Origin of the sequence: Thermococcus sp. M36, from assembly GCF_012027355.1 — an archaeon.
Lineage (GTDB): Archaea > Methanobacteriota_B > Thermococci > Thermococcales > Thermococcaceae > Thermococcus.
Genome location: NZ_SNUH01000002.1, coordinates 19447 through 39400, shown reverse-complemented (window position 1 = coordinate 39400; position 19954 = coordinate 19447). Strand labels below are relative to the sequence as shown.

Genomic DNA, 19954 nt, shown 5'->3' with positions numbered 1-19954 from the left:
AGCGGACATGCTCGAAAGCTTCCGGAGCCTGGGCAGGAACTTCTGGCTCTTCGCGGTCGGACGCTTTATCAGCCAGCTCGGATGGGCGGTGCAGGAAGTTGCGCTGCCCCTCTACGTCCTCGACCAGACCCACAGTGGTTCAATGATGACGCTCTTCGTCCTGGCGGACATAATCCCCTCCCTCATAATTATGCCCTTCGCCGGGGTCGTGGGCGACAGATACAACCGGAAGAGGCTCATGGTCTGGTTTGACGTCCTCCGTGGAGTCCTGCTTTTTGGGGTGATAGCGTTCAACTTCCTCGGGATCTACCAGCTCCTCGTCGTCCAGGTTGTCATGGCGGTCATGGGGACGTTCTTCGGTGCTGCTACGAGCGCAATGTTCCCTGACCTCGTTGAACCGGAGGAGCTGGAGAAGGCAAACTCCACCGTCAGCTCCTTCTCGATAATAGCCCGCCTCGTGGGACCCGCCCTCGGCGGCGTCATCTATGCGTTCGGAGGGATAATGATAGCCATTCTCATCAACGCGGTCAGCTTCTTCGGCTCCGGCCTGTTTGAGACCCTCATACGGTACGAATGGAAAACGCGTGAGATTGAGAGCGCGGGGGAGGTCATCCAGGACATCAAGGACGGCCTCGCTTTCCTCCGCTCGAGCCGCTACCTGATGGTGCTGATGGGCTTCGCGCTGTTCATGAACGCGGTAGGTGCACCGTTCGGCTCGGTCATAATGCCCTACGCCTTTAGGGAGGTTCTGAAGTTCAGCAGCCAGCAGTTCGGCCTGCTGGAGAGCTTCTTCATGGGCGGCATGCTCCTCGGAAACCTCATAATAGCCGTGAAGCTGGGGAGAAAAGCCGGGAGCTACTTCTTCAAGGCCCTTGCCTTCAGCGGGGTCATGATCCTGGCGTTTGTATGGGTCATATCGCCCTGGGCAGGGATTTCAAGGGACGCCGCCTTCATGACCCTCGCCGGCATCGGACTGCTCTGGGGCGTCAGCAACGCCGTGGTGAACATCCCGCTCCAGGCTAAAATCCAGCGCGCCATACCGACGGAGCTGAGGGGCAGGGTCTTCGCTGCTCTGGCACTGCTCGTCAACCTCTCAACACCCCTGGGCCTCGTTGCGGTCGGCCCACTCCTAGACCGCTACGCCGCCTGGTCGGTCTCCCTCGCGATATGGCTGATCCAGGGCGCGGTGATAGCCTATTACTACGTCAAGTACAGGGATGTTCTCCTGAGGGAGCGGGAATATGGGGAGTTTGGAGGGGCCAAGGGCGAAACCAAGGCTACTTGACCTCCCTCAGCTTCCCCTCCCTCTTCTCTATCGCCCTCGCCATGATAAAGAGCAGGTCGCTGAGCCTGTTGAGGTAGACAAGGGCGTTCTTTCCAAAGCCGTAGTCGAGGGCGAGCTTTGCGACCTTCCTCTCGGCCCTCCTTGCTATTGCCCTGCACACGTCGAGCTTAGCGCTCCCGAGTGTTGAACCCGGAAGGACGAAGACCTTAAGCTGAACTTCCTCTTCGTATCTATGGATAAGCCCTTCGAGCCACCTAACGTCCTCTTCATCGACTTTTGCGTACTTCCCCTTGCTCGCCAGCTCCGCCATAAGGTCGTAGAGCTGAACCTGGATTTTTTCGAGAATCTCAACCATCTCTTCGGGGACGTAGTGCTTTGCCTCTCCCAGAAAGCTGTCGAGCTCGTCTATTGTGCCATTGGCCTCCATGATGGGGGAGAACTTCGCAACGCGGTCGCCGGTGAAGAGGCCGGTCAGGCCCTTATCTCCGGTCTTCGTTGTGATCGGCATTTGGACCACCGACGCTCCTTGGGCGACCCCGGTTATTAGCCTTTGGGCCATGGATGGACACTAGGAGTGATAAACTGCCACCGACAGGGATTAGAAAAACCTATTTATACACCGATGCCGTTTTTGGTTGGGTGATACCCATGAGGAAATCAGCAGTGGTCTTGATATTGATACTGTTCCTGGGAATTGTTCCGGGATGGACAGTAAAACCAGTCCAGGCGGCCACTTATGTGCCTTTAGTGGAACTCAACCAGAACTTCGATAGCTACGCCTACGGAGGCGACGTTCTCACGAAGGGAATCGTAACGTACGTAGACAGCAACGGCTTTACGATACAGAACGGCACTGGGGCGTATACGGGCATATACGTTTACACGGGTTACAAGTCGTACCCGTCGGTTCAGCCAGGTGATGTCGTAGAGGTCTACGGGTATCCCAAGTACTACAAAGGTCTCAGGGAGCTGTCGGTCAATCCAAGCTACGGGGAGTACTATTCCGTCGTCGGAACTGCAGAAGTGCCCCAGCCCGCAGTGATACCAACCGCGGACTACGACAGGCCCGAATACCAGAGCGTTCTCGTCAAGTTCGTTGATGCGAAGATCACCGGGAGGTACGACAGCTGGTATACCAAGCTGTGGATAGACGACGGAAGCGGCGAGGCGTACATCTTCTCCAGCAAGAACCTCCCCCAGGAGCTTGAACCAGGCGCTAAGTTCAAGTACTTTATCGGCGTTGTCTCCGTGTACAATTACGACTACGAGGTTCTCCCGGTCGAATACGCTCTCTACAACCCCTCCGTAAAGGTCGTGGACGTGGACTACTCTTCCTTCATGAAGGGTATTCAGACAAAAGTCACCGCCACCGTGCTCAACAATGGAACCACCGCGAGCAACGTGACGTTCGTTGCGCTCTTCGACGATGTAGTGGTGTACTCCGGCACCTTTGAGCTCCTGCCCGGGGAAAAGAGGGGAGTGGAGTTCTACATAACCCCCAACACCACCGGGAAGCACACTCTCACAGTCAGGGCGGAGGACAGCGAGAAGATACTCGAGGTGAACGTGGCAGCGAACATATATGAAATATCAACCGGATTGGCTCCATACTATGAGAAGAAGTACCTGGAGAATATGAACTCCCTCGCTCCGCTCTACGACAACCTTACGTCCCTGATAAAGGAGCTTGAAGGATGCGGTGTTGGTCTGGGAGACGTTGAGGACTACGTCAAGGATATAGAGGCCAAGATGGCCCTTATCCAGAGTGAGTACGAGATGTATAAAAACATGAAGGCGCTTGTTGGCACAGATCGTGGAGTCGTTAGCAGGGGACACTATTACTACAAGGTTCTCCTCCTCATGTACAGCCGGCACATGCTGTCCCTGACCCAGAAGGTCACTAGGGAAGTCCAGTTTGTCCTGCCGATACTCCGCGAGGCCCAGAAAGCCTATTGCACACCGGGCAACGAGACCCAGGCTCCGGAAAACGCCACAGTTCGCCTGATAAAGGTGCTCATAGACGCATCCCACGGCCAGTACTACAACCCGACTAAGACCGACCAGAACGGCATGTCATCCCTCATAGAGAACATAAAGAACGAGCTGGGGTGGGTCGTGGATATAAACACAGAACCAGTAACTTACGAAAAGCTCAAGGAGTACGACGTCTTCATAATCACCAACCCGAGCCGCGACATAACCGACGATGAGGCCCAGGCCATACAGCAGTTCGTGGAGAGCGGAGGAGGCCTGCTCATACTCGGTGAGAGCTACTACGGCCACGTCTACTACAGGAGCCTCAACAGGGTGGTCGGCAAGTACGGAATCCAGTTCAACAACGACGAACTCATGGACGACGATATAAACACCGGAAGGAAGTGGTTCCCGCTCGTCGGCATCTACAACCTGGACCATCCGGCGATGCAGTTCCTCACCGAGGACCACCAGATGTACTACAATGGAGACACACTGACCATCACAGGAAACGTCGTCTGGCTCATCACTGGATACGAAACCTCCTACTCTGAGGACATAGACGGAAACATCATCTATGAGAAAGGATCAAAGCCCATCGTCGCCGCGGCTGTGGAGGTTGGAAGCGGAAGGATAGTGGCCTACGGCTCCAGCAGGGCGCTCAGCAACACATACTACGGCAACTACATAAAGACCAACTGGCCCTTTATCAAAGGCGTCCTGCTCTGGCTCGCCCACCAGAGCTGAGCCGCTCCCTTTTCTTTTAGATTTCCTTCGGTGGCACCAGGATTCCGAACTCGGTTATTACGCCCCTGACGTAACGCCACGGGGTAACGTCGAAGAGCAGGTTTCTCACGCGGTAGCCCTGCCTCACGTAGGGCCTCTCCACAATCTCGACATCCTCGGAGCTCAGCTCGGGGTGAAGCTTGAAGCTCTCCGCGGCGGCGTAGAAGGGCACGCCGTTGTCGTGGCAGGTGAGAGCGAGGAGGTAAGTCCCGGCCTTGTTGACAACCGCGCCGTCCCTGGTAACGTTGTCGGCACCCACCAGGGCCAGTGTGACTTTTTCTGCAAAAAGACCTATCTGGGCATCCGTTATGACCTCAAAGGGAACCCCGAGCCTCTCAAGCTCCCTCGCAAGCACTATCCCCTCGTAGTCAGGCGCGCTCTCCGTGAGGACGACCCTGAAGCGCTTGCCCTTTCTTACCGCCGCCTTGAATATCTCCAGAACTGCCGAGGAAAACGAGTGGGTGATTATTACCTCGTTCTCGTCTATCAGCTCGCTGCCGATGTTGCCTATCTCGCGCTTGGCCTCCCCTGCGAGGCGGACGAACTCCTCGGCCTTCGTCCGCACCACTTCGGGGTTGCCCGTTATGGGTATGAAGCGTGAGAGGTTGTAGAGCGACGCCATTGTCCTGTTTACCGCGGGGACTTCGGTTCTCATCTCCCGGAGAGCATTTTTCAGCTCATCCCCCTCAAGCAGGCCCGCGAGTATCATGTATGCCTCCGCACCCCTCATTGCGAGCCAGCTGGCACCCCTTATGCGCTCGGCGCGCATCTCCTCAAGTATCGAGCGAACTTCCTGCGGGAGCATTGTCAACACCGCGTCTCAGTTAAGGCCCGGAGATTCAGAGTCGCTTCTCCTTTATCACCCTTTCGCTACCAGCCCTCCTCGAAGCGGACCCCCCGAGACTCCATGAAGGCCTTAGCCCTCTCTATCTCCTCCACGCTCTCGCCGAAGATTATTATCCCAATGTACTTCCCAAAGCCCTTGGGGGAAGAGTGGATCCGGACATTAAAGCGTTCGAGAGCCTCGATGAGCACCGGGGCGAGCTTGCTCTCATCGGTTATCTCCGCTAGGAGCTTTCTCTGGATGAACTTCTTCTCTCCAAGCCTTGGGAGGACTTCCTTTTCGAGCATCGCCTTCATCTCGCGTGGCATCCCTGGGAGGACGAAGATTTTAACGCCCTCTTGCTCGATGTAAGCCCCAGGGGCGGCGCCTTCTGTGTTCTCCAGCGGCTCAGTGCCTTCGGGCAGGTATGCCATCTTTTTCCTCCCCTCGTTGAGCTCGGGGTCGTCTATGTAGCCCTTCTCGTAGAGCATCCGGTAGAACTCCCTGATTCGTTCGAGGCACTCTTCGCAGAGAACGAGTTCTCTGTTAAGTGCCTCGGCAACAGCCAGCATGGTGACGTCGTCGTGGGTCGGCCCCAGGCCGCCGCTGATGATGAGGACTTCGGGCTTCCTCTTGAGTATCTCCCTCACGACTCCCTTTATCTCCCCGACGTCGTCGCCAACGGTCGTCTTTCTCCTCACCCAGTAGCCCCTTTCGGTCAGCTTCCGGGCTATAAACGCCGAGTTGCTGTCAACGGTATTCCCTGTGAGCAGTTCATCGCCTACCGTGAGTATCTCTGCGAACATCGCCACCACCGAAGGTTTTTGGGCGGGGAAATTTATAACTCCCCCGGTCAAAAAGCGGAGCGGTTTTGCAGACAAATGTAAAAACAGGACCCAGTCGAGTGCACTTTTCACCACGAGTGAAAACAAGACTTAAGTATTTTATCGCTATAAAATTCCCTGGTGGTAACATGAAGGTGAAGGTCGGCATTAACGGTTATGGGACGATAGGCAAGCGCGTCGCCTACGCCGTCTCAAAGCAGGACGATATGGAGCTCATCGGCGTCACCAAGACGAAGCCGGATTTCGAGGCCTACCGCGCCAGAGAGCTGGGGATTCCGGTCTATGCCGCGAGCGAGGAATTTCTCTCCAGGTTCGAGAAAGCTAACTTCGAGGTTGCCGGGACGCTCGGAGATTTGCTCGAAAAGGTTGACGTCATAGTCGACGCCACCCCCGGCGGGATGGGGGCAAAGAACAGGGCCCTCTACGAGAAGGCCGGTGTAAAAGCAATCTTCCAGGGCGGCGAGAAGGCGTCAACTGCTGAGGTCTCCTTCGTGGCCCAGGCCAACTACGAGAAGGCCCTCGGAAAAGACTACGTCCGCGTCGTCTCCTGCAACACGACCGGATTAACGAGAACGCTCTCAGCGATTCAGGACTATATAGACTACGTCTACGCGGTCATGATACGCCGCGCGGCAGACCCGAACGACTCCAAGCGCGGTCCAGTCAACGCGATAAAGCCGAGCGTGACGGTCCCTTCACACCACGGGCCGGATGTTCAAACGGTCATCCCGATAAACATTGAAACTTCAGCCTTCGTTGTGCCGACAACACTCATGCACGTCCACAGCATAATGGTCGAGCTGAAGAAGCCGCTCGAAGCCAAGGACGTCGTTGACATCTTCGAGAACACAACCCGCGTCCTTCTCTTCGAGAAGGAGAAGGGCTTCGAGAGCACCGCGCAGCTCATAGAGTTCGCCCGCGACCTGCACCGCGAGTGGAACAACCTCTACGAGATAGCCGTCTGGAAGGAGAGCATAAGCGTGAGAGGAAACAGGCTCTTCTACATCCAGGCCGTCCACCAGGAGAGTGACGTCGTGCCGGAGAACATAGACGCGATAAGGGCGATGTTCGAGCTCGCCAACAAGTGGGAGAGCATAAAGAAGACGAACGAGAGTTTGGGGATTCTGAAATAGTCTTCCTGTTATCTCCCAATTTCTTGCAACGTTTTATGCTTCCCCACGAAAAAGGGAATCAGACCAAAGAGACCACTGAATAGACGAACACGAGGAAAAACACCGCCCCGACGAGGTAGGCAACGCCGTGCGGAACCTTCACGCACTCCGGCGGGTGGACGTCCCTCGTCCTGAGGTACATCGCCACCGGCAGGATTCCGGCGTAGAGCAGTCCACCGAACGTCCCGGCGAGCCATAGGGCGCTGACGAAGCTCTTCAGCCCTGCAAAGTACACCGCAAGAGGGGGCAGGACGGTGAGGAGCCAGGCAATCCTTTTGTCCAGATTGAAGGCCTCCCTGAGGTTGTCCATCTGGGCAAAGCCTATCCCTATGTAGCTCGTGCTTATCGCCGCCAGCGGGAGGACAAGTCCGAGAATCTTTCCGATACCGCCGTAGTAGTTCTCGAGGGCCGAGGTTGCCAGCTGCGGTGTGTCCTCTCCAAGGGCGCCGACGAAGGCAAGGACAAAGAGTGCGTAGAAGCCCATCGGCACAAGGTAGCCTATCAGGACGGCTTTTTTCGTCTTCTCCACGCTTCTGAGCCCCTTGTACATTTCGGGGACAACCATGTGGCTGACGTAGGCGAATATCGCCACACCTATCCCTGAAACCACTGCACCGGTGTTGGTTAGGGACATGTTTGCCGGCTCGACCTTCGGGAGCATCAGGGCAACCGCAATCGCCAGCGCACCGAGCAAGAGGAAGTTGAGCACCAGCTCCGCCTTGCCCGAGGCCTTGAGCCCCATGAGAAATATCCCACTCATCACGAGCCAGAAGATTATTGATGCCGCTGTCCCGCTGATGCCTGTGAGAGACGAGATTATGTCCCCGCTCCCGGCTATATAGGCTATGAGCGCACCGTAGCTGAGGACGGAGATGCTCGCCAGCATGAGCCAGCCGCCGGCGTTTCCAAGGGTCTCCCTCGCCAGAGAGGTCATCGTACCGCCCCTGTGGACGGCCAGTTCGAGGACGAAGAGGGCAGTTAACAGAGTGAGTAACCCGACAGCCATTATGACAGCGATCCCTGCAAAGCCCGCCTCCCTGAACGCATAGGGCAGACCCAGAACTCCCGCCCCAATTTGAGTGCCTATCAATATTGCGCTTGCCTCGGCGAGGGTGAGCTTTTTCACGACCACCACCGATGGTTGAAGAAAGGTTCATAGATTTAAGCTTTGCCTGAAAAAGGATGTTCCTCGGTGAAACAAAGGAAAGAGCCCAGGACAACCGTGAACATCAGAGCTCAAGTTTTTTCAGAACCTCTTCCGCGCTGAGCCCCTTCACGAGCAGGTCCTTTTCCCTGCTGGTGTCTCCCTTGACTATCGCGACCTCGGCCCCGAAGAGCTTCGAGAAAAACCTGACGACCTCCTTGTTCGCCTTCCCCTCCACGGGCGGCGCCGCTATCCTAACCTTCAGCCGTCCACGCCACTCATCGACACCCTCAATGGAACTCTTCTTTGCCTTCGGCTGCACATGGATGAGGATGATAGTTCCGTCCCTCGTCTCCTTCAGGAACTTCATATCACCACCGGGAGGATTAGGGTGCAGACTTTTAAACCCTAACCCCCTAGCCGGTCACATGAGAACCTTCATAGTCAAGGCAAACGAGGCCCACACTGCCTACGATTTCAGTCTGAAGGATTTACCCGGCACAAGCGGGAGGATAGATCTGCTCTGCCGATTCCTCAACAGCGCTTTCCTCCTCTCACACGGCATAAGGAAGAACGTGAGGGTCTGGCTCCTCCTTTACGGCCCGCCTAAACCGCCGAAGGCGATACGCTTCGAAGGGCCAGGGCTGAGGGTCAGGCTCAACCCCGACGAGCTGAGCACAGCGAAGCTCATAGTGAAGGCCTTAAAGGCCGGTGAAAGGCTTAGAGAACCCTCGAAGGAGCTTGAGGTTCTGCCGGGAATCTACGTCAGCAACCTGACTTTTGAGGACGTCATAAGAAGAACACTGAAGGGCTCTGAGCTCTACTACCTCCACGAGGAGGGCAAGCCTATTGGAAAGGCGAACTTCGGAAAAAATGTCGCCTTCGTCCTCGGCGACCACAAAGGGCTGGGTAGGGAAGATGAAGCCTTTCTGAGCGGTGTCGCAGAGAGGGTGAGTGTCGGGCCGAAGAGCTACCTGGCTTCCCACGTCGTTTCCTTCATGAACATAACCCTCGACTCGCTCGGCGTCCCCTGAAGGCTGTACTTCCACACTATGGCCGGTGGGAACCTGCCCTCTTTTAGACCTCCAAGGATTTCCCTTGCCACTCTGTAGGCGAAATCAAAGGTCTCTCTGTCAATCACTCCGTAGTTCAGTGCCATCTCGAGCTCGTCTTCATCGAGGAGGAAGGCCTCGCCGCTCGGGAAGACGAAGATGTCAAGGAAAAGGTCTAGCATCTCAAGCGTGTTCCCTTCCCTCTTCGTGTAAGCCAGGACGTCGATGTAGAGGCCTTTGAAGTTTCTCTTCTCATCATAGATCTTTAGGATGTCGTAGTTTTCCCCAACGAAGGCAAAGTAGATCATGGTGTAGCCGTTTTTGATGACCTCGACGCCGTTTACCCTCAGGGGAGCAAGCATGCCGGAAAAACGGGATTTGGCGACTATGACATCCCCTAAATCATCTATAACCTCATCGTACCGCTCAAGGACGCGATTGGGGATGCGACGGTAGATGAGGTGGATTTTCATCGGGAACACCAAAAAAGAGTTGGGTGGGAGATTACTCTCCGAAAATCAGCTCCTTCAGCTTCTCCGGCAGCTCCTCGATCTTCACCCTCACCTGCTCCCTTGTATCGCGGTCTCTAATCGTCACCGTGTTGTCCTCGGGCGTCTGGTTGTCTATTGTGACGCAGTAGGGGGTTCCAATCTCGTCGTAGCGCATGTAGCGCCTCCCAACAGTGTCCTTCTCGTCGTAGACTGCTATGAAGCCCGCCTTCTGGAGCGTCCTGAAAACCCTGTAGGCGATGCTCTTGAGCGGCTCCTTGGCGACGAGGGGCAGAACAGCTACCTCTATCGGCGCCATATCTTTCTTGATCTTCAGGTAAACCCTGTCCTCCTCTATGACGAGACTGTTCTCAAGGAGCAGGTAGAAGGGCCTGTCAATACCGAAACTGGGTTCAAGGACGTGAGGCACTATCTTTTCTCCGGTGATCTTCTCCTCAACCTCTTTGATTATGAAGTCCTCCCTCTCAAGCTCGTAGCCCTCGATGGTGACCTTCCCATCCTTTTCGAGGAGTTCAACCAGCTCGCGCTTCTTTTCTTCTTCCCAGCCCTGAATCAGTTCGTTTATCCTCTTAGCATCTTTCTTGAGCTTTGGCCCGACACGCTTCATGTTGAGGCTTACCTTGAGGCGCTTCACCACCTTCGGCTCGTCGTAGTGGATGAGGACGGTTAGGTCAGCCCCGCTCATCTTCATGTGCTTGCTGAGGTCGTAGTCGCCGCGGTTGGCTATTCCGACGCACTCCACCCAGCCGAAGCGCTCGCTGTGGATTTCCGCGTCCCATGTATCGCGCGAGTAGTGCGCCCTCTCCTCCGGAAGCTGCTGGCGGAAGCGTATCTTGTCCTCCGGGATGCCAATGTCAAGGAGAACCCTTTTCACCATGACCATGTAGTATGCGAAGAAGGTGTTCATGATGTAGCCCTTCTTAACAGCCTCTTCGGCGGTAATTTCGATCTCTCCTAGGTTTTTGAGCTGGTGCTCTATCGGGTAGAGGCGGAGAACCTCGTCCTTAACCTCATCGAAGTGGGGGTGTTCGGTCTCCTTCGGGTTGAAGAATATCTCGGCCTCAGCCTGCGTGAACTCCCTGAGGCGGAGCATCCCCTGCCTCGGGGAAATCTCGTTGCGGTAGGCCTTTCCTATCTGGAACACACCGAAGGGGAGCTTGTTCCTCGCAAAGGCGTTTAAGCGTCTGAAGTTGACGAAGATGCCCTGGGCCGTCTCGGGCCTCAGGTATCCCTTCTGGTCGCCGTAGGGGCCTATCTTGGTCTCGAACATGAGGTTGAAGTACCAGACGTCGCTGAGCTCGCCGCCGCACTCGGGGCATTTTATGTCGTGATTCCTTATAAGCTGGGTCAAATGGTCGGCACTCATCCCCTCGGTGTCTATGTCTAAAGCATCTTCAACTAGGTGGTCGGCCCTGAAGCGCGCGCCGCACTTTTTACACTCCACGAGTGGGTCAACGAACTTCTCGACGTGGCCGCTCGCTATGAAGACCTTCTCAGGGGTTATATCGGGGGTCTCAAGCTCGAAGAAGCCCTCCCTCTGGAAGGCCTCCCTAATCTTCCGCTCGATTTTACGCTTTATGGCCGCTCCGAGCGGGCCGTAGTCATAGAATCCGCGTGAACCACCGTAGATTTCAAAGCTGCCCCACGCAAATCCTCTCCTCCTCATCAAATCCTGCAGAATCTCGTATCTGTCGGGCTTTTCTCCCATCGCTCACCACCTGAAACTGGAGTAAGGACATTTCATAAAAAGCTTTTGGGGCGGGAATCGTCAGAGTGGCAATACAGAAAAAAAGACTGCTGGGAGGGTCAGCCCCTCTCCAGTATGAGGACACTGACTGGGGGCACCTCAATGGCACCTGACACTGGCCCGGATGCCGTGTAGTTCTCAGGCCAGACGATCCTCCACTCCCCGGACGGAAGCTGGAGCTCGGCAGGCTTCTTCCAGCTGTTTGCCACAACGAGAACTTCATCGTTGTGTCCCCTGAAGAAGGCCATCATGCCGTTCTTCGCGGTGTAGAACCTTATGGCGCTGCTCCTCAGCGCGGGAACGCTCTTCCTGAGCTTTGCCAACGCCCTGTAGTGGTTCAGTACGTCCTCGTTCACGTGATCCCACTGTATCGGGTAGCGCTGCTCGTCGTAGTGGTTCTTGTCGCCCAGCAGACCCCTCTCGTCGCCCTGGAAGGTTACTGGAGTCCCAGGAAGCGAGTAGAGGATGGTTGAAAGCAGTTTGAGCCGCTGGATAGATTCGTTGGTAGGTTCATCTCCAAGGCTCCCGCCGCCGAGGTCGGTGAGAACCCTCGATGTGTCGTGGGAGTCAACGAGATTGAAGCCCATTGCAACAACGTTCTCACCGTAAGAGGCGTAGTACCTGCCCATCATCTTCATTGCGGCTTCACCGCTTAGGTAGCCCCTTGCGTAGTTTAGGAGTATGTCCCTCCCGAGGGCGTAGTTCATGAGCGAGTCAAAGCGATCGCCCTTAACCCACTCCGGCGAGAGCGTCCATATCTCGCCGATGAGGTAGGCGTCGGGATGTTTCTCTTTTACCCTCTCTCTCAGCTCGGAGAAGAACGTCGCCGGGTCGAGAACCTCGTTGGGGACGTCCACCCTTATCCCATCAAAGCCGAAGTCGAGCCAGTAGAGGGCGGCACCAATGAGATACTCCCTGACCTCCGGATTTGTTGTGTTGAGCTTTGGCAAACTGCCAATTCCCCACCAGCCGACGTATGCCTTCCCATCGCCCAGCTTGAAGGGCCACCGCTTGATGAGGAACCAGTTCCAGTAGGGACTTTGCTTTCCGTTCTTCCAGACATCGAGGAATGCAGGGTTGCCAATCCCGCAGTGGTTGGGCACGAAGTCGAAGATGACCCTTATGCCGCGCTTGTGGGCCTCATCGAGGAACTCCCTGAGGTCTTCCTCCGTCCCAAACTTCGGGTCTAGTCTGTAGTAGTCGTAGGTGTCATAGCCGTGGGCGCTCCCGGAGAGAAAGATGGGATTGAGATAGATTATCGTGACGCCCAAGCCCTGAAGGTAGTCGAGCTTCTCGGTTATTCCCTTTATGTCCCCGCCGAAGTACTGATGGCAGCAGTGGAGGGGAGTTATCGGGTCGCTCCAGTTGGAGAGTAGGGGCCTTCCCGGGTTGACCTGGTTGAGGAGAAGCTCGTCGTGGTTCAGTGCCAGGGCGTCGTTGCTTTCGTTCCCGTTGTTGAACCTGTCAGGGAATATCTGGTAGGCTATCCCGTTGCTCACCCATTCCAGCTGAGGAAACTTATCAACGCCGTCGAAGCTGAAGAACGGGCTCTCGCTTGTGTTAAGGATGGCGAATCTCCCCCCGTCGGCGGAGTTTATAACGATGTAGTAGCTCATAGGTTCAACGAATGGCACCTCGGCGCGCCACACCTCCCCCGAGTCCCACCATACCTGGAGCTTCATAGTGTAGTTTCCTCTGTCGGTCACAAGGACGGCCGAGCTTACGGCCTTCCTCTTTGCTTCGACCCTCACAACCGTCCGGTTGTCGGCAACGCTCAGATAGGCCGGGTCCCCAGGGTCGAACTCCACGTAAAAGCTCGCCTTCCCCTCAACGACCCTGACCGCGTTCTTCCCACCGTAGCCGTCATCGGCATATCCATCGGCGTCGGGATCGTAAGGTCTTCCGGTGCCATCATCTGACATGTCCTTGACCCACTGGCCGTTGATGAAGTACTTGTACTCGTACCTCCCGGGCCTGAGGCAGACCGTTGTGCTCCAAGTCCCGTTCTCTTCTTTCATTGGCCACTCAGCCCAGTTGTTGAAACTCCCGCGCAGACTGACCAACTTTACCGTCTCGTTTCCCGGATAATAGGTAAACCTGACGGGAACCCTCCCGGTTGGACATGACTTGTCGAGGCCGGTGTAGATCGCTGTGTAGTTGCCCTCCGGCAGTTCGAGCTCCCCCCTCTCAGGCGGGGAATATGTCGATGTCGAAGTAAACGCTGGGGACGTGGCTGTTGTGGGCATCGTCGTTGAAGTCGTGCCCGTTGGACTCTGCCTTTCCCCCGAGATGCACCCGCTCACTATAGCAGTCAGAAGCAGCACCAAGAGCAGCAGACCGCTCTTTTTCATGATACCACCGTAGTCACCGTAGGTGATATATGGTTATATGGTTTTCTGGTGTGGCCCTGTAGAATCGCCCCCGCCGTGTCCCCACCGTGTCTAATGCGGGGGAAATTGTGGCATCCTCTGGAGGAACGGGTAGAGAGAAAGGAAAGAGTTATAAACCGTTTCCCTCGTTAAGGCTATGAGCTTTGATTATTTGGAGGTGCGTGAAAATGGCGGAAAGACCACTCGATGTTATCCACAGGTCGCTTGACAAGGACGTCCTCGTGCTCCTGAAGAGGGGTTCGGAGTTCAGGGGCAGGCTCATCGGTTACGACATCCACCTGAACGTCGTCCTCGCCGACGCGGCCCTCATCCAGGACGGCGAGGTCGTTAAGAAGTACGGTAAAATCGTTATCAGGGGAGATAACGTTCTCGCGATTTCCCCTGTCGAGATTGAGTGAAGAAGTGAGACCTTAGCGGGGTGATACCATGGGAGCGGGAACCGAGCCAAAGGGCAGGAGGAACCACACTCCAACTCACATCAGGTGCAGGCGCTGTGGAAAGCGCGCCTACAACATCAAGAAGGGCTACTGCGCTTCCTGCGGCTTCGGCAGGAGCAGGCGCATGAGGAAGTACAGCTGGTCCCACAAGTGGAGGAAAAAGAGGAACCTCGCCTACTGAGCTCTTTTATTTTCTCCTTTTGAGTGACTGTTCTGCAGCTTGGGATACCAATAACGGTCACCGCAACCCTTATTAACTTAAACTCCGTTCTGTTCGTTTAGAGGGACGTCTTAATGGTACACCTTAATGAGAACCAGCGCCGTCTCTGGGACCTCGCCTGGCCCGCGATAATGGGCAACATATCCCAGACGCTGCTCAATCTAGTGGACATGATGATGGTCGGCCAGCTCGGTGCCCTTGCTCTGGCGGCCGTTGGCCTCGGCGGCCAGGTCAGCTGGTTCATGATGCCGATAATGGCGGCGGTTGCGACCGGAACGCTCGCCCTCGTTGCGAGGTTCGTTGGGGCGAAGGAGGGTGAAAACGCCACCCTCGCCCTCGAGCAGAGCATCTACCTTGCTTTTCTCCTTGGAATCCCTGTGATGCTCTTCGGCTGGTTTCTGGGCGATGACATACTCAGGGTAATGGGCGCGAAGCCCGACGTGGTTGCCCTCGGCTACGAGTACATCAAGGTTCTTTTCGCCTTCTACCCGATACGCTTCGCGGGCTTCACAGCGTTCTCCGCCCTGAGGGGCGCAGGAGACACTAAAACGCCGATGAAGCTCGGTATACTTATGAACGTCATCAACGCGATTCTGGACTACCTCTTGATATACGGCAAGTTGGGTTTCCCGGAGCTGGGCGCCGTTGGTGCCGCCTGGGCCTCGGGGATTGGAATAACCACGTCCTTCCTAATCGGTCTCTACCTCCTCTGGGGCGGGAAGCTTATACTCCGCTTTAAGCCCAGCTGGAGCTTTCATCCTGACATGGCCGGGAGGATACTCCGCATAGGCATCCCCACGATGATCGAGCGCGGAATATTCAGCTTCTACAACTTCCTCTATATGAGCATAGTTACTCGCTTCGGCACGGTAGCCCTGGCCGCACACCAGGTGGGCCTGCGCGTCGAGAGCATAGCCTACATGCCCACCTTCGGCTTCAACGTGGCAACTTCCGCCTTAGTCGGCCAGAGCCTCGGTGAAGAAAACCCCGAGAAGGCGGAAAAGACCGTCTACGAGGCCCTCAAGATGGTGGGCGTCTTCATGAGTGTGATGGCGTTCATACTGATAGTCTTCCCGCGCTATCTGGTCATGCCCTTCATAAGCCCGAGCGACCCGGACTACTCAGAAGTTATGAGGCTTGCCAGCATATACCTGATCATCGTTGGAATCAGCGAAATCCCCCTCGGCTGGCTCTTCGTCCTCGGCGGTGCTTTGAGGGGTGCCGGCGACACAAAGACCCCGATGTACATAACCGCTGTCAGCAAGCTGCTCTTCCGCATAGTTCCGGCGTATTTACTCGGCTTTGGCTTCTCTATTCCGTCGTTTGATGTGCTCGGTATAACCTTCCCAGGCTTTACTTTCGAAGGCCTTGGAATCATAGCGGCCTGGATAGCCATGAGCCTCGAAACCTTCACCACAGCGGCGCTCTTCTGGTGGGCGTTCAAACGTGGAAAGTGGAAGTACGTGAAGGTATGACGGCAATGTTTATATTTTTGTAATGCGTTTCTGTAAACGGTGGTCGTATGGCAGTCATAAGCGTCCGCATTCCCGACGAGCTCAAGGCGAAGATGAAAGAGCTTGACATCAACTGGAGCGAGGAGATAAGACGTTTTATAGAGCAGAAGATCCGGGAGGAAGAAAAGACCAAGCTGCTCGACGAGATTGACTCCTTCCTCAAAAACGTCCCCGAGCTTGAGAGCGGAAAGGCCACAAAGCTCGTGAGGGATTCCCGTGATAGTAATTGACACCTCTGCTCTGATAAAGTACCTCCTCAAAGAAGGGGGGTGGAGGGAGGTTTCGGAATTCCTCAGAAACAGCGGGGACTTGGCCTCGCTGGAAATGGCACTGGTTGAGGGTGCCAATGCCGTGTGGAAAAGATACAATCTGTACAAGGACATATCTCTTGAAACCGCCCAGAGGATACTCGATTATCTCCATGCCACCAAGGGGATAATACTGTACGAAAATCCGCTCCAATATCTTTCAGAAGGAGAGAAAATAGCCTTAGAACATAAAATCACTGTTTACGATGCCCTCTACATCGCCCAGGCCCTCAAATATGGAACGCTCGCAACGAGCGACGAGAAACAGGGAGAAATAGCAAAAAGGCTCGGCGTTGAGGTCGTCTACCTCTAAAGCGCCGAGACGTTGAAGAGCGCCTCCATGAGCCGGCCGAAGAGATAGCTAAGGAATGCAGCGCCAAGGCCCGTTGTCACCATCTCGGCAACCTTCTTTCTGATCGAGATTCCGGAAAGGAGTGAAATCAGCGTTGCCACTATAGCCAGAGCGGAACCGGCCAGCAGTATCGAGAAGGGGAGCGCAGTCAGCGAGCTGGAAGCGAGGAAATACGGCGTAACGGGGAACGCGACCCCAGCGAGGTACGAAAGACCAGTGTAGAGCGCCGCCCTTATTTCGTTCTCCTCCGCCTCAGGAAGGAGGAGCCCCATTATCGCATCGCTGTTGTCGGCAAGCTCTCTTGCCACGTCCCTTGCCACTTCTTCCGGCATGCCTCCCTCAACAAGCTTGTCAATCAGCTCCTCCGCGGCCCTGTCCGGAGAGACCCGGAAGAGAACCTCCATCCTGTCGCGGATTGATTCCTTCACCTGCCTCTGGGAGCGGACGGAGACGAAGGTGCCTATTGCCATCGAAAGCGCCCCTGCAACTCCAACGATGAGGCCGCTTATTCCGACGAGCTGTGGGTTGTTGGGATAGACTGCGGAGAGACCCGTCACTGCACCGAGGATTTCGACCAGTCCGTCATTCATGCCGAGGACGAGATCTCGCGTGTTCTCAACGTGGAAGCGCTCCTTGCTCTTGTAGAAGAACTTCTCATGCTCCAGCTCGTCGAGTATGACCTCCTTTATCTCCCTCATCTCCTCCTCGCTGAACCTGTCGGCGTAGGTTGTGAGGTACCTGAAGTACTTCTGTATCGCGCTGTTTTCACCCATTTCCAGGAGAGAAGCGACTGAGCCCGGCCCGAGAATTCTTCTGAGGAGCTTGACGCTGAAGATTGTGAGCCTCTTCACGGAAGGCTTTGGAACTTCCCCACCGTGTCGTTTTATAAAGTCGTGCCAGAACTTGGCGTGCTTTGATTCGATGTTGGAAAGCCTGAGGAATTCGTTCTTTATCTCATCGTCCTTCTCTATCTTTGCGAGCTGGGCGTAGAGGACTGAGTCGGCGTATTCGTCTTTATAAAAGTCCCTCGCGAGCCTGAGCATCTCGTCCATTTCCTCACCCCCAATAAAACCACACAGAGATAAGTTAAATACATATCGAAAAGTTCGAAACTGTAACTTACTGGAGGGATTTCAGAACCCCAAGAACTTCCTCAAAGGGTGCGTCGGTCTTCAGCGCCACCGGCGAGAAGTGCGTCTTCGTCGCACTGTAGCCCTTCCCGCGCAGGATTTCAATCATCTCCGCGAGCTTCCTCGCCTGCAGACCGTTCCTTCTGGCCAGTGCGTGGGTGTCATAGTGAAACGGCACGTCCAGTTCCCCAGCCAGTAGCTCAAGGAAGGGAAGCGTCTTCTTATGGGCCAGCGGGTGCTCCCTGGCGGCCTTCAAAAGGTCTTCCACGAACCCCTGACTCTTCAGGGGGCCGAGCCAGAGCGGGCCGTGGGCTTTGGGCTTCTCTGGCAGAAAACCCCTCTCGTATTCAAACCCTCCGCTCTCGTCTTGCCGCAGGTATCCGAGATTTGAAAGGCTCTCATCGGCCTTCCTCGCGCCGCTCTTCAGCCTCAGGAATGCACGGAAGTAGTGGTCGCGGTAGTACGCGAGGAGAACGTCAACACCGAGGTCGTACTTGGCCGCGTATCTAACCACCGTCCCGATGAGAATCCTCAGCCCAGCCTCGTGGCAGAGTTCACCCCGTATGGGGTTCGCTAGGTACTTCCTCAGGCAGGCATGCCTGTAAGCACCACATAAAACGCCCGTGTCCGTTGCGGTGACGGCAAGAACACCCCTTCTCCGAATGCTCCTCAGAGCCGTATCGAGAAACTCGACCGGCGAGCCGAAGGGATCCAAGTCCAGGAAGTCAAAGTACCTGAACTTCTCTGCCATTAACCTGTTCGCGTCGTCTAGGTTGGCCACCACCTCTTTCTCCCCGCGAAAAGCGATCCTTTTCTCACTTATCCGCTCCCCATCAACGCCGAGGTTCAGCCGGACGTTTTTCAGGATCAGGTTGAACGCTTCAGGGTTTATGTCGTTGAGCCAGACTTCCTCAGCCGGAGTTTCGAGGGCGTAGCGGATGCCCCTAATTCCGGTGGCGGAGAGGGCGTCAAGGGCGGTTTTGGGTTCGAGCAGTTTAACAGCTAGGACGCTTATATCCCGGTTTAAGGCCATGACCGGATTGTAAAAGACGGGGGCGTCGTATATGCGCTCGGCCTTTGGGACGAGTACTCTCACGAGTCCCTCGCTCACTTCAACGAGTTCCATCCTCCCACCGGGGAAAGAAAAGGCGGGGGCGTTTAAAGGCTTTTGCTCAGAGAATTTCAACGATGTCTCCAAGTGCCTGCCCAGGGAGGCCCGGCTTGAAGTAGGCCTTGACCTCGCCGCGGTTGCCGTGGGGTTTGAGAACCTTCCCGAACACCTTCCTGCCGGTCGGGGTCTTCCAGACGACCTTCCTGCCTATCAGCCTCGACGCCTCGTTCCTGTCGTCGATACCGAGGGGCTTCAGAATCATGTGGTGGTTGTCCTGGTGCTCATGCGTACCGGCGTAGGCAAGGACGAGCGCCTTAACCCTGGCCATCGTCCCCACCTCCACCGACTCCTACCGATTCGGGGTTGTGTGGGAGATTTTTAAGGTTTATCCTCAAAGCCCGCCAGTCCGTCGTCTATGCTTAGGATCTCCCGTATGCTCTTGATCTTGATGAAGTTTTCCCTGTCAAACAGTAGGGCAACGTCGCTCTTGTAGGGGGAGAACTTCTGGACAAAGAGGGTGTTCTCGTCCAGAACATACGTGAACCTGCTGGGACTGTCGTCGACCCAGACAAACGGCTCCTCCGGATAGAGCTCCCGCAGTGTCTCAAACTTCTTGAGCATGTCCCTCGTGCCCTTAAATGTTATGACCTCATCGAACTCGTCGTACCAGTTCGTCTTTTTCATGAAGATGACCTTCCCTCCGGGATACGTATGCTCCCCAGAAAAGCTTATCACACGTCGTCCCCGTCTTCTGAGCTCCCTGACGACCTCCCTGGCGAATGGAAAGTCCTTGATGTACCGGGGCATGAGCTTGTAGTACTCGTGTATCGTGCCCTGGGCAACGAGCTCGTGGATGACTCCGAGGTACTGGTAGGTGAGCTTGCCCTTGATGAAGAGGAAAAGCGCCTTGTAGTAGTCCTCGTACAGATCGCTCTCTATTACTGCGGGGATTGTCTTCTCGATCGCGATTCGGAGGGCCTTTTCGACCGCCCCGGTACTGTCCACGAGGGTGCCGTCAAAATCAAACAGGTACACGGTCACTTTGGATCCCCACAGGAATTTTTCCGGGGGGTTTATATCCCTTCCGAGCCGGTGCTGAGAACACCGTTCCCGAAAGGGTTTTATTGCCGGCGAGGTTACAGAGGTCGGTGATTA

21 protein-coding genes are annotated in these 19954 nt (G+C 55.6%); 9 read left to right on the top strand and 12 right to left on the bottom strand.

The window, feature by feature from the left end; translation table 11 throughout:
• The first annotated feature begins 7 nt into the window (after window positions 1-7).
• Window positions 8-1285 carry an MFS transporter gene (locus tag E3E36_RS08020; RefSeq protein ID WP_167894936.1) on the top strand — a complete coding sequence of 426 codons (1278 nt, stop codon included), beginning with the start codon at window positions 8-10 and terminating at the stop codon, window positions 1283-1285.
• On the opposite strand, the gene E3E36_RS08015 is transcribed toward E3E36_RS08020, so the two are convergent.
• Window positions 1278-1793: a cob(I)yrinic acid a,c-diamide adenosyltransferase gene (locus tag E3E36_RS08015; RefSeq protein ID WP_167894935.1), complete on the bottom strand. Its 516-nt coding sequence runs from the start codon at window positions 1791-1793 to the stop codon at window positions 1278-1280. The two genes, E3E36_RS08020 and E3E36_RS08015, sit on opposite strands and share 8 nt — an antisense overlap.
• 140 nt (window positions 1794-1933) lie before the next feature.
• Here E3E36_RS08015 and E3E36_RS08010 point away from each other — a divergent pair, with 140 nt between their 5' ends.
• Window positions 1934-4006 (top strand): DUF4350 domain-containing protein, encoded by a 2073-nt coding sequence (locus E3E36_RS08010; protein WP_167894934.1) that lies wholly within the window; start codon window positions 1934-1936, stop codon window positions 4004-4006.
• A gap of 16 nt (window positions 4007-4022) precedes the next feature.
• Here the strand turns inward: E3E36_RS08010 and E3E36_RS08005 are convergent, their stop codons facing one another.
• Together E3E36_RS08005 and E3E36_RS08000 are read right to left on the bottom strand one after the other, a co-directional pair.
• The gene (locus E3E36_RS08005; protein ID WP_167894933.1) at window positions 4023-4850 is read right to left on the bottom strand and encodes a translation initiation factor IF-2B subunit alpha; all 828 of its coding nucleotides are present in this window, start codon (window positions 4848-4850) and stop codon (window positions 4023-4025) included.
• Window positions 4851-4915: 65 nt separating this feature from the next.
• The gene (locus E3E36_RS08000; protein ID WP_167895331.1) at window positions 4916-5674 is read right to left on the bottom strand and encodes a molybdopterin-binding protein; all 759 of its coding nucleotides are present in this window, start codon (window positions 5672-5674) and stop codon (window positions 4916-4918) included.
• Between the two features lie 167 nt (window positions 5675-5841).
• Between E3E36_RS08000 and E3E36_RS07995 the strand changes: the two genes are divergently transcribed.
• The gene (locus E3E36_RS07995) at window positions 5842-6846 is read left to right on the top strand and encodes a phosphorylating glyceraldehyde-3-phosphate dehydrogenase (RefSeq protein WP_167894932.1); all 1005 of its coding nucleotides are present in this window, start codon (window positions 5842-5844) and stop codon (window positions 6844-6846) included.
• A 58-nt stretch (window positions 6847-6904) separates the two neighbouring features.
• On the opposite strand, the gene E3E36_RS07990 is transcribed toward E3E36_RS07995, so the two are convergent.
• Window positions 6905-8020, bottom strand: a complete 1116-nt coding sequence (locus tag E3E36_RS07990) for an aromatic amino acid transport family protein (RefSeq protein ID WP_342764397.1) — start codon at window positions 8018-8020, stop codon at window positions 6905-6907.
• 94 nt (window positions 8021-8114) lie between these two features.
• Entirely contained in the window at window positions 8115-8399 is a 285-nt protein-coding gene (locus tag E3E36_RS07985; RefSeq protein WP_167894931.1) for a DUF167 domain-containing protein, read from the bottom strand.
• A 58-nt stretch (window positions 8400-8457) separates the two neighbouring features.
• Between E3E36_RS07985 and trmY the strand changes: the two genes are divergently transcribed.
• Window positions 8458-9063, top strand: a complete 606-nt coding sequence (trmY, locus tag E3E36_RS07980; RefSeq protein WP_167894930.1) for a tRNA (pseudouridine(54)-N(1))-methyltransferase TrmY — start codon at window positions 8458-8460, stop codon at window positions 9061-9063.
• Here the strand turns inward: trmY and E3E36_RS07975 are convergent.
• From E3E36_RS07975 to E3E36_RS07965, 3 genes are all read right to left on the bottom strand, one after another.
• Entirely contained in the window at window positions 9000-9554 is a 555-nt protein-coding gene (locus E3E36_RS07975) for a DUF402 domain-containing protein (protein WP_167894929.1), read from the bottom strand. The two genes, trmY and E3E36_RS07975, sit on opposite strands and share 64 nt — an antisense overlap.
• Before the next feature lie 31 nt (window positions 9555-9585).
• On the bottom strand, window positions 9586-11298 hold the full coding sequence (glyS, locus tag E3E36_RS07970; RefSeq protein ID WP_167894928.1) for a glycine--tRNA ligase: 1713 nt from the start codon (window positions 11296-11298) through the stop codon (window positions 9586-9588).
• Window positions 11299-11396: 98 nt separating this feature from the next.
• Window positions 11397-13688 carry an alpha-amylase family glycosyl hydrolase gene (locus E3E36_RS07965; protein ID WP_167894927.1) on the bottom strand — a complete coding sequence of 764 codons (2292 nt, stop codon included), beginning with the start codon at window positions 13686-13688 and terminating at the stop codon, window positions 11397-11399.
• Window positions 13689-13894: 206 nt separating this feature from the next.
• Between E3E36_RS07965 and E3E36_RS07960 the strand changes: the two genes are divergently transcribed.
• The 5 genes from E3E36_RS07960 (at window position 13895) to E3E36_RS07940 (ending at window position 16519) form a co-directional block, all read left to right on the top strand.
• Window positions 13895-14125 (top strand): LSm family protein, encoded by a 231-nt coding sequence (locus E3E36_RS07960; protein WP_055428824.1) that lies wholly within the window; start codon window positions 13895-13897, stop codon window positions 14123-14125.
• Window positions 14126-14153: 28 nt separating this feature from the next.
• Complete coding sequence (locus E3E36_RS07955) at window positions 14154-14345, top strand: 50S ribosomal protein L37e (RefSeq protein WP_167894926.1); 192 nt, start codon at window positions 14154-14156, stop codon at window positions 14343-14345.
• Between the two features lie 113 nt (window positions 14346-14458).
• Window positions 14459-15859: an MATE family efflux transporter gene (locus E3E36_RS07950; RefSeq protein ID WP_167894925.1), complete on the top strand. Its 1401-nt coding sequence runs from the start codon at window positions 14459-14461 to the stop codon at window positions 15857-15859.
• A 47-nt stretch (window positions 15860-15906) separates the two neighbouring features.
• Complete coding sequence (locus tag E3E36_RS07945) at window positions 15907-16128, top strand: hypothetical protein (RefSeq protein ID WP_167894924.1); 222 nt, start codon at window positions 15907-15909, stop codon at window positions 16126-16128.
• Window positions 16115-16519: a type II toxin-antitoxin system VapC family toxin gene (locus E3E36_RS07940; RefSeq protein ID WP_167894923.1), complete on the top strand. Its 405-nt coding sequence runs from the start codon at window positions 16115-16117 to the stop codon at window positions 16517-16519. Before E3E36_RS07945 ends, E3E36_RS07940 begins: the two co-directional genes overlap by 14 nt.
• Here the strand turns inward: E3E36_RS07940 and E3E36_RS07935 are convergent.
• From E3E36_RS07935 to E3E36_RS07920, 4 genes are all read right to left on the bottom strand, one after another.
• On the bottom strand, window positions 16516-17610 hold the full coding sequence (locus E3E36_RS07935) for a VIT1/CCC1 transporter family protein (RefSeq protein ID WP_167894922.1): 1095 nt from the start codon (window positions 17608-17610) through the stop codon (window positions 16516-16518). The genes E3E36_RS07940 and E3E36_RS07935 overlap by 4 nt on opposite strands.
• A gap of 67 nt (window positions 17611-17677) precedes the next feature.
• Window positions 17678-18814 (bottom strand): tRNA (guanine(10)-N(2))-dimethyltransferase, encoded by a 1137-nt coding sequence (locus E3E36_RS07930; RefSeq protein WP_167894921.1) that lies wholly within the window; start codon window positions 18812-18814, stop codon window positions 17678-17680.
• A 46-nt stretch (window positions 18815-18860) separates the two neighbouring features.
• Window positions 18861-19127, bottom strand: coding sequence for a 50S ribosomal protein L35ae (locus E3E36_RS07925; protein ID WP_167894920.1), 267 nt, complete (start codon window positions 19125-19127; stop codon window positions 18861-18863).
• A gap of 50 nt (window positions 19128-19177) precedes the next feature.
• Entirely contained in the window at window positions 19178-19840 is a 663-nt protein-coding gene (locus E3E36_RS07920; RefSeq protein ID WP_167894919.1) for an HAD family hydrolase, read from the bottom strand.
• Window positions 19841-19954 lie beyond the last annotated feature (114 nt).